Here is a 9,333-nt window from a genome sequence, read left to right on the forward strand (position 1 = left end):
GTCCCACCCCCCAAATCCCCTGTGGGAGCGAGCTTGCTCGCGATAGCGGTGGATCAGTCACCTCAATAATGTGACTGACGCGACGCCATCGCGAGCAAGCTCGCTCCCACAGTGTTGTCTTGTGTTGACCGAAATATCCGCCGCCCCCCAATCCCCCTGCTTGCATCAATGCACAGACTGATCGGCCGGCAAGTGGATTACCCGTGGTCGCTCCAATGGCGCCAGGGGCGGTGGCTGCAAGTCCGGGCTGAGCAAATGGAAATGCGGCACGACGTGGCTGATGTCGCCGTCCTGGTTGTTGTGGATGATCTTCGAGCCGGGCTGGCGCAGCGTGTCCAGGCGCTCGCCGGTCAACTTGAAACTGGCGCTCAAGCCCTGGTCATCCACCACCGGCGCCGGCAGCCGGCGCTGGGCGAAGCTGCGACTTTTGCGCTGTTGATAACGCGCCCAGGCAATCAGCACCACCGCGTTGACCAACGCGATCCAGCCATAGACCTGCAAAGTCCCCAGGGTGTCGAACAGCGACCCTCCCAGGCGCGGGCCGGCCTGGCCGTCGAGCAGCGGCCACAGCCCATTGACCAGCAAATACAACAGCCCCACCCACGCCAGCACGGTGAAAAGCGCATCGATGACCACCAGAAAAGGTCGTTGCCGGGTCCTGATAATTTTCATCGGATCACTTCCTCTTCCTGATCATCGAACGGTTTGATACCGCGATCCGGGCTGATCCAGCGCGCACGCTTCTGATGCTGCCCGAACAACACTTTGGGAAAGCTCACCAGGGTGGTGAAAAGGCTGATCAGCCAGAACACCAACGGGTACCAGACCACCCAGAACATGATGTGCCACAGGCCTTTTTCATAGCGCCGATCGATCAGGATGCTCACCGCGAACTGCAGCAGGCACACCACGGCCAGCAACAGGCCGGTGAAGGCTGGCGGCATCAGGTGATCCACGGCGATGGCCGCTGGCATTTCGACGAACTTGCCGGCGCCCCAGAAGATCACCGACAGCAGGAAGGTAAAGGCCCAGCCGGTGGACAGGCAGTATTCGAACAGCAGCGGCCACAGGTAGCGATGGCGGTATTGCCAGATGCCACGAATGTTCTTGAACAGCACCTCGGCGCCCCCTTGGGCCCAGCGCAGGCGTTGCCGCCACAGGCCACGCAAGGTTTCGGGCATGAGGATCCAGCACAGCGCGCGCGGCTCGTAGAAAATGCTCCAGTGATCCAGTTGCAGCTTCCAACTGATGTCGATGTCTTCGGTGATCATGTCCGGGCTCCAGTAGCCGACCCGGTGCAGGGCGGTGCGACGGAACGCGACGATCACGCCGGACACGGTGAAGATCCGCCCGAAGACTCGCTGGGTACGCTTGATCAGGCCGATGATCGAGGAAAACTCGCCGACCTGGACCCGGCCGATCAAGGTCGAGCGGGTGCGGATGCGCGGGTTGCCGGTCACCGCGCCGAGGCGGGCGTTGTCCAGCATCGGCGCCACCAGGTAAGCACAGGTGTTCGGCGCCAGCAGCGCGTCACCGTCGATGCACACCAGGTATTCGCTGCGCGCCGCGATGGCGCCCATGCGCAGGGCCACGGCCTTGCCCTGGTTTTCCGCCAGGTGCAGCACGCGCAGGCGCGGGTCCTCGGCTGCCAGTTGATCGAGCATCTGGGCGGTGTTGTCCTTGGAGCCGTCGTTGATGGCGATGACTTCGATGTTCGGATAATGCTGGCCCAGCGCCGCGTGAATAGTGTCGGCGACGTTGTCGCCTTCGTTGAAGCACGGGATCAGGATGCTGATCAGCGGCTCACCCGCCAGGGGCGGTGGCAAGGTGTCGTCCTTCCATGGCCAGTGGCGTTCCCAGTGCAGCCAGAAATACAGGCCGCCGGCGATCCACAGCCCGGACATGAACAGCGGGTAAAAGAACACGAAGTCCATCAGGAATTGCCCGGTGACCAGGAAGATCAGGCCCAGGGGCACCCCAAGGACGATCGCCAGCACCAGCAGGGCGAGCAGTCTGTCGAGCATGTCAAGGATTCCACTTGTTGGAGAGCGCCGGCCGCACGGTTTTCACGGCGGGCTGGTCTTCGATGAAGTTGTCCGGGTAGTAGCCGAAGCTGGTCACGCCCTGGCGCTTGAGGCGCCCCATCCAGTCGGCCAGCAGTTCGCCGTCGATGTCGGTCACCGGTTGGCTGTCCCAATCTCGCGCCTGCAATTCGAACACCGTCCGCTTGAGTGCACCGGGCCGGCTTTTGACGGTCTGGACCAATCGTTCCAGCCATGGGCCGGACTGTGCACGGGTCTGCTTTTCCATCAGCGGCATGGCCATCGGTGCCGTCCAGTCGTAGGCGCCGAGGAAGTCGTCGAGGTTCTGGGCGAACCAGGCTTCGCTTTGCGGGTTGAGCATCGGTTCGGCAAAGATATTGCGCGCCGTCAGCACCTGCGGGCCACGAATCGCCCGGACCTTGGCGGTCAGCTCATGGGTGAAGTCGATCAGGTAGCGGCTCTTGAAGCGGGTCCAGCGTTGCATCGCCGCAGGATCGTCCCGCAGGGCGGCAATGGACGTCGGCAAACCGTTGGCGGCATAGACTTTCAGGGCCGCGGGGCTGGCGTCCTCGAAATCGGAGAACACCGCGTCGTCATGGTACAGAACGCCATCCACCGAACTCATCCGCGCCAGGTCTTCATAAATTTCACCGATGACCTTGCGCACATTCGGGTCGAACGGCGACAACCGCACATATTGGTCCGGGGCGACGCCGGTCTTGCCGGTTTCCGGATCCCAGCGTTGTACCCGTGGCAGCTTCGCGTCCAAGGCGAAACTGAGCACCGGCATCCAGGCATAGACCTTGGCGTTGGCCCGGGTGCGCAGTTGCCAGGCGACCCGGTCGAACAGGTCGGCGCGTACCGGCAGGTGGCGGTTGGGGAAGTACAACGAGTGCACCAGACCATCGCCTTTCGGATCGGCGAATGCCTGCAAGAACACGGTGTTGGCACCCAGGTCGTAGATGCGCTGGACCAGCTTGCCAACGTTGGCCTCTTGCTGCACCGGGTCCGGGTCGTAGACGTAGTCCAGATCGACATGCACCACGCGCATCGGGTCAATCGTCTGTACGGACACGATGCTTTCGGCGAAATGGGCGCCATCCGGATCGGACGACACCAAAAAGCGCGGGCCGCTCATCAGGTTATCGAGGCTGTCGAGGCCATCCTCCAGGGTCAGGGCCATCTGATAGCCCTCGCTGCCGATCACCTGGAGCGCGACGCCGTCGGCTTCCCCGTAAGGCCAGACCCAGACGCGTGGGCTGTAACCGGCCACCTTGCGGATTTTCTCGGAAATGGCCACCACGTCCTTGCGCAGGCGCGCCTGGAAATCGGCCTCGGTCTCATAGCGACCGGTGGCCGGATCGTAACGCCGGGTCGTCGCCGCAGGTTGCTGGTTGCCTTGCGGGTTGGCGAGCACGCCTTTGTGATTGGCATCGGTGTGGGCGGCGATTTCCACCAAGCCCGATTTCGACACCTCACGAATCTGATCCCAGGTCAGGAACTCGGAACGCTTGCGCGGCACCCCGGCGAAATCCACCGTCTGGTTCAGCGGCGTATCGACCCAGCTACCGACCGGAGCCAGGATGGCCGGCCAGTTATAGGCACGCAGGATGGGCATGACGCGGGTATAGAAGCTCGAGTAGCCGTCGTCGAAACTCAGCAGCACCGCACGGGGCGGCAACTCCGGGCCGCCGTTGCGGGCCGTGATGATCTGGTCCACCGTGACCGGCTGGTAGTTGTTTTCCCGCAGCCACGCCAGTTGTTCGATCAGCCGCTCGGTGCGCACGGCCACCAGCGCTTGGTCCGGGTCTCGGTCGTCGACATCGTGGTAGGCGATGCCGAGCACATGGTTCTTCGGCCACGGGGCGTCGTTGGCCGCCAGCGGACGCTGCGAAGGCGGCGTGAACGCCGGGGCTTGCTGGGCACAAGCGCTGATCAGCAAGACCCCCAGCAGAAGGATGAATCGCGAAATGACAGGCATCTTCAAACTCTTCTAGAAGCGATAGGTGAGGTCGACAAGCAGGCGCAAATCGCTTTCGCGATCGCCGTCGTAGGGGCGGTTGAGCCAACTCAGCGCAGCACCTGCCTCTAGCACGTCGTTCCAGATGAAACGCTGGCCGTAGCCGAGCAATCCCATGGCTCCGGTGTTGTAGTCACGCTGGCTGTAGGTACCGGCACCGACCTGGAATTGCTGGCTCCACGTGGTTTCGTAGCGGCGATACAACACGTGGTTGGCGCTCACGGTCGGCATGACGCTGAAATCCGCTTTCGGATTGAAATAGGGCACTTCGTTGGAGCCGCTGTTGCGGCTGGCGCCGACTTCCAGACCCAGCTCCACTTGCAGGCGCGGCGTGCTGTAGATGCCCTCGCGGCCGGTCAGTTGGGTTTCGAGGCGGTTGTTGCCGTCACTGAAATGGGACGGGCTCACCGCCAGCCGCCACTCGCGGCTTTCATTGGCCCGCCAGCGGACGAAACCACTCCCGCCATTGGCGCGGATGCCGCTATTGAGCGCCCGTAGCGGGGTATTGGCCGAGAGGTAATCCAGGCTGCCGCCGTATTGCCAGTGATCGTCAATGTCTCGGGCCACGGCCACGCGCGCGCCCTGTTTGTCACCGGAGCCATACGAGTGATTGGAGACCTCGGCCTCCAGGGTCATGTCCCGGGTGCGACGCTCCACGCCCAGGCGCTGCCAACGGTGGTGGCCGGTGCCTTCCTCGAAATCGCCGGTGGCGTAGCCGGCACCGCCAAACAACCGCCAGTCTTCATCGATAGGCGGGCTGTAGAGCAGCGTTTCGATACCAAAGTCCCGGCTGCCAGTGACCGCACCGGCATCACCGTTGCCACCGCCATAGCTCTTGCCGGTGTAGGCCTCGATGCGCAGCTCGGCCATGTCGTGTACCTCACGCTGGCGCTGCAGACGTTTGACATGGGCGTTTTCCGGGTAGCGGGCGACCACGTCGTCGGTCAGTGCATCCATCTGCCGCCACTCCTGCAAATCCATGGCAGCGCGGGCCTGGGCGATTTCCAGATCACGGTTGCGCGGAATCGTCGCCTCGACTTCTTTGAGCAGGTTTTCCGAACGGCGCGGCCAGTCGCGGGCCTGGTACAGATCGGCCTGGGCCAGGCGCATGCCAGTATTGCCGGGGCCCTGGCTGACCAAGGTTTCCAGGCGCGCCTCGGCAGAGGGCAAGTCGGCGCCGTAAGTACCGGCCTGGGCGGCGAGTTGCTGGGCGTCCATCCATTCATCGTTGGGGTTGCCGATCGGCAGGCCCTTGAGCTCGATGCGCGGAGGCTGGGCTTTCGCCATGTCTTCGGCCAGTGCACGGGCCTCTTCGGATTTTTCACTTTCCAGCAACGCATAGTAGAGCGCGGTGCTGTCTTCAAAACGCTCCGCGGGGTCGGCATCCGGCGCGCTCAGGACCCGGCGGTACAGATCGACGGCAATCTCCGGCTCACGCTGTTCCAGATAGGAAGAAGCCACCCAGCGCAGGGCATAAGTGGGAATGCTCACGCCCTCGGCGATCAGCTTCTGGTATTCGGCAATCACTTCTGCTCGACGGGCGCGGGCATTGAGCGCGCCCATGCGATCGATGCGCCAACGGAGTACGTCGTCATGGGCCTCGGCCACCGGGGTCCAGGTGACGAGCAACTTGTCGTAGTCGGCCAAGGCGCGGTCGGCAATGACGAAGCGCTCCTGTTCGCTGCGGCTGGCCATGTCCGCCAGACGCACCCGTTCAGCGGCGACGTCACCCTCCAGGCGTCGTTGCACGCCACGGTCGATCAGCCCCGGCTGCAGGCGCGCCAGGCGCAGCGCCGGCTCCGGCAGCCGTGCGCGTTGCAGGGCGTAGATGTATTCGCGCGCAACCTCTGGATTGTTGCCGGCACGCGTGAAGGCCTGGTCGTATTCGAACAGCGCTTCGTGGGGGCTGTTGGCGCGGGTCAAGGCATAACCCAGTGCCAGTCGACGCATCGGATCTGTCGGCTTGGCAGCGACCAGGGCCTTGGCGCGGGTGACGGCTTCGTCGGGCTGGCCTGCATCGGCCTGGGTCAAGGCCAGGCCGAGTTGCAGGTCGGGGTTCTGAGGATCGATCACCAAGGCCTGGCGGTACAGCTCGGCCGCCGAATCCCAGCGCTTGAGGTTGCGATAGGCTCGAGCCGTCGCAGTCAGTGCCTGGACGGGCAGCGCTCGATTACGGCCCTGGGTCTCATAGACCGTTACCACCTCGGTATCGAGGCCGGCCCAACTGGCGATCTGCAAGTGGTCACTGATCTGCGCGGCGCTGGCCTGGCCGGCCGGCACCTGGCGCAACGCAGTCAGCGCAGGCGTGTAATGGCCTGCACGGGCGTCGAGCACCATTTGGTCATAAGCGGTATCGGCAAACGCCAGCATCGGCCAGCACAGTTGGCTGCACAGCGCGACGCGAAACAACGGGCGCAATCCACGTTGAATAAAAGGACCCACAGTACGCGGCATTCGTCAGCATCCTTACATGGCCAGCCGGGTCGCAGTGCCCCCTTGCCCATCAAACAGGAAGCCGGATCAAAGGAATCCAGCCAAGCTCTAATGGGCCTAGTCTTGCACTCTCAGGCGGGTCATCTTCAGGAACGCCACAATTCTTCAGAATCGATACAGATTTCACCCAGGGTTGATTCGTGGACATAAAAAAACCCGGCCGTGCGTCATGCACGGGCCGGGTCTTGGGTGTGACTTGAACAGGCTTACTGGATGGCGACGCCGCCGCCCAGCTTGCTCATCACAAATGCCGAGAATTGCTCGACGGTCATTTTCTGGCCATTGAAATCGACCTGGTTGTTGGCGTAGTGCAACTTGGTGACAACGTCGTTGCCTTCAAGGGTCGCCAATTGAGTACCGACGGCCATGGCGCTGAACATATCGCTGGTGGCTGTGGCTTGATCGGCGATCAGCTTGGCATCCGTCTGGCCTTCCATCTGTGCCTGCACGGTCAGCAGATCGACCAGCATCGGCTTGGAAACCTTGAGATTGAAATCCAGCAGGGCGAGCAATTGACGCCCCAGCTCATCCGGCGGCAGGTCCATGGACTGCGGCTTGGTCAGATCGACGATCAGGCTGGCACGGCTTTCACCGTTGGCAGTGTTGAACGACAGATTTTCCAAGGCCACCTGCGGGGCACCGGCCAAGAGTTTCTCCAGATCGGCTTTGACCTGTGCTTCCTCAGCTTCGGTCAGGCTCAAATCTGGCGTCGGCTCACCGGCTGCAGCGGCTTCGGCGGCCGCTTTTTCGTAGGGCTGCAGCTTGGTCTGGTAGATCTGCATCAGCGACATGGTGGCCGGGATGTCCAGGTTCTTCAGGCTGACCGCCATCTGTGCCGAACCAATGGTCTTGTCGTTGAACGACAACTCACCGATCTTGTAATCGGCACGCCCCGAAGCACTGGTGCCGTTCTCGCTGCTGCTGTTCTTCATTTCGAAGTTCTTCAGGCCCAGCACCGACTTCGGCTCACCAAACGTGGCCTTGGTGCTGCTCATCAGCAGGGTGTTGTCACCCATGTAGTAACCGTATGAGCTTTTGCTCAGGTTACTGGCCAATGTCAGGCCGTTCAGCTCGATCTGCACTGGCGTCTGATCTTCGGCAACGGTGGTCAACTTGAAGCTGTCCATGTAGCCATCGGCCTTGACCTTCTGGCCCTGGGCGCTGGCGGCCAGGTCGATCTTAAGACCGGAGAAGGTGAGCTGGGACTGCTCATCCAACTTGGTGTCCAACGGCAGCAGCTCGTAAGTGCCGTTGATGGACTCGTCGTAACCCAGGTTGACCACACCTTTGAGCGGCGACTGGTCCTTGGTCGCAGCGAACCACTTGTCAGTCAGTGGATTGCGCTCAAGAGCGGTGTGACTGGTGGCCATGACTGGCAGCCACTTGAGCGTAATCAAGCGCGAAAATGGCAGTGGGCCGTGCTCGATCCGGTCGACGAAGAGCAGCTCGACCGACTCACCACCGAACATCTCGCCTTCGCCTTTGAGGCGGTAGTGGGCGGTGCTGCTGAATGTGCCACGGTCCATGGAAACCAGCTCCAGGGCAGCCGTGCTGTTGGACCCGGCCAAGGCTGTCTGCATTTGCTTATTGCTATCGGCAATGGCATTTTTCAACACGCCTTCGAGTTTGGTCCCGGTGTACCAGGCGCCGCCCGCGCTGATAGCACCGACAGCCACAACGATTCCCAGAAGTACGCTTGCTGATTTATTCATGAGTGACCCGATCGATATCCATGGTTGAAGAAAGCCGTCGTCTTCCCTGACCCGTCAAGGGGGTGGCTCGACGCCGCAAAGAGGAGCGGAGATTACCATCAGGCACCCCTGCGGGCCCAATGTTTATGGGGGTAAAAACGTTTTCTTGAGAGGTGGTCTACGAATATTGGACTTCGATTTCATCGAGCTGATGGTCGAAAGTCTTGAGGCGGGCCGTCCAGGTGTAGACCAGCACTTCGAAATCGCGATTGATCACCGCCGCGCCCGATGACTCCGTGCGCGAATCGCAAAAGTCCAGTTGATAGCGCTCCCGGGCCATGGCGTTAGCCACGTCGCACAATTCACGGGCGTTGTTGAGCCAGTGCCAGCCGTCCTGGGTGACCTGCTTGTCCAAGGCCGCGCATTGGACTTTCAGGGCTTCCAGGCTTTTTTCCAGCGGGGTGCCGGTGAGCTCGCCCATGACTTCCTGGAATGTGCGACCAGGTTGCCAATAACTGCCCCAGAAATAACGGTCGAACACCGTTTCGACGCGTCGCAATGCCACCTTGGTGTCCCAAATCAGCACCAGGGTCTTGCCTTGTTCGAGGTGTTTTTTCTTGATGCGTTGGCCCTGAAGCGAAGCCCAGGCCACGATTGCGATGGATATCACGCCAATCAAAGCTGCCGCGCTATCGAGGAACAGCAGCGCCTTGTCGATTTGATGGGTGAGCATGACGCCGTAGAAATAAGTGGCCGAAAGCAGCAGCAATGCCGCAGTGGCGCACCAAAAGCCGGGAGCATAAGGGTTTTTCATTATTGGAATCCCCATGACCAGTGACGTCGTGGCCCTCTTGGTCGCCAGAGCCCGACTCTCACAGCATAGCAACGGCGTTGGGGGTTTGCCGGGGCATCAGGGGCTCGATCCGATTACCGGCCCAAAACGACAAAACCCCTGTCTGCTGAGGCAGACAGGGGTTCTGGGAATTCAATCTTGACGATGACCTACTCTCACATGGAGAAACCCCACACTACCATCGGCGATGCATCGTTTCACTTCTGAGTTCGGGATGGGATCAGGTGGTTCCAA

6 protein-coding genes and 1 rRNA gene are annotated in these 9,333 nt (G+C 61.6%); all 7 read right to left on the bottom strand.

Going from position 1 to position 9,333, the window contains the following annotated elements; all coding sequences use genetic code 11:
• Positions 1–165 precede the first annotated feature (165 nt).
• Positions 166–672: a poly-beta-1,6-N-acetyl-D-glucosamine biosynthesis protein PgaD gene (gene pgaD, locus BM321_RS27880; RefSeq protein WP_092334105.1), complete on the bottom strand. Its 507-nt coding sequence runs from the start codon at positions 670–672 to the stop codon at positions 166–168.
• Positions 669–2,024, bottom strand: a complete 1,356-nt coding sequence (gene pgaC, locus BM321_RS27885) for a poly-beta-1,6-N-acetyl-D-glucosamine synthase (protein ID WP_060739781.1) — start codon at positions 2,022–2,024, stop codon at positions 669–671. The genes pgaD and pgaC overlap by 4 nt, the downstream gene beginning before the upstream one ends.
• A 1-nt stretch (position 2,025) precedes the next feature.
• Positions 2,026–4,023, bottom strand: coding sequence for a poly-beta-1,6-N-acetyl-D-glucosamine N-deacetylase PgaB (gene pgaB, locus BM321_RS27890; RefSeq protein ID WP_092446162.1), 1,998 nt, complete (start codon positions 4,021–4,023; stop codon positions 2,026–2,028).
• 12 nt (positions 4,024–4,035) lie between these two features.
• Positions 4,036–6,516 (bottom strand): poly-beta-1,6 N-acetyl-D-glucosamine export porin PgaA, encoded by a 2,481-nt coding sequence (gene pgaA, locus BM321_RS27895; RefSeq protein ID WP_092446164.1) that lies wholly within the window; start codon positions 6,514–6,516, stop codon positions 4,036–4,038.
• 245 nt (positions 6,517–6,761) lie between these two features.
• Entirely contained in the window at positions 6,762–8,267 is a 1,506-nt protein-coding gene (locus BM321_RS27900; RefSeq protein ID WP_092446166.1) for a YdgA family protein, read from the bottom strand.
• Between the two features lie 157 nt (positions 8,268–8,424).
• Positions 8,425–9,060 carry an NADH:ubiquinone oxidoreductase subunit N gene (locus BM321_RS27905; RefSeq protein ID WP_092446168.1) on the bottom strand — a complete coding sequence of 212 codons (636 nt, stop codon included), beginning with the start codon at positions 9,058–9,060 and terminating at the stop codon, positions 8,425–8,427.
• A gap of 175 nt (positions 9,061–9,235) precedes the next feature.
• A 5S ribosomal RNA gene (gene rrf, locus BM321_RS27910) occupies positions 9,236–9,333 on the bottom strand; the annotation flags it as partial.

Origin of the sequence: Pseudomonas sp. NFIX10, assembly GCF_900111955.1 — a bacterium.
Classification (GTDB): domain Bacteria; phylum Pseudomonadota; class Gammaproteobacteria; order Pseudomonadales; family Pseudomonadaceae; genus Aquipseudomonas; species Aquipseudomonas fluorescens_AA.

What these genes read in the sequence shown, in the direction of transcription:
- BM321_RS27900 (WP_092446166.1), bottom strand. Translation starts at nt 8,267, where the DNA reads ATGAATAAATCAGCAAGCGTACTTCTGGGAATCGTTGTGGCTGTCGGT.
- pgaD (WP_092334105.1), bottom strand. Translation starts at nt 672, where the DNA reads ATGAAAATTATCAGGACCCGGCAACGACCTTTTCTGGTGGTCATCGAT.
- pgaB (WP_092446162.1), bottom strand. Translation starts at nt 4,023, where the DNA reads ATGCCTGTCATTTCGCGATTCATCCTTCTGCTGGGGGTCTTGCTGATC.
- pgaA (WP_092446164.1), bottom strand. Translation starts at nt 6,516, where the DNA reads ATGCCGCGTACTGTGGGTCCTTTTATTCAACGTGGATTGCGCCCGTTG.
- pgaC (WP_060739781.1), bottom strand. Translation starts at nt 2,024, where the DNA reads ATGCTCGACAGACTGCTCGCCCTGCTGGTGCTGGCGATCGTCCTTGGG.
- BM321_RS27905 (WP_092446168.1), bottom strand. Translation starts at nt 9,060, where the DNA reads ATGAAAAACCCTTATGCTCCCGGCTTTTGGTGCGCCACTGCGGCATTG.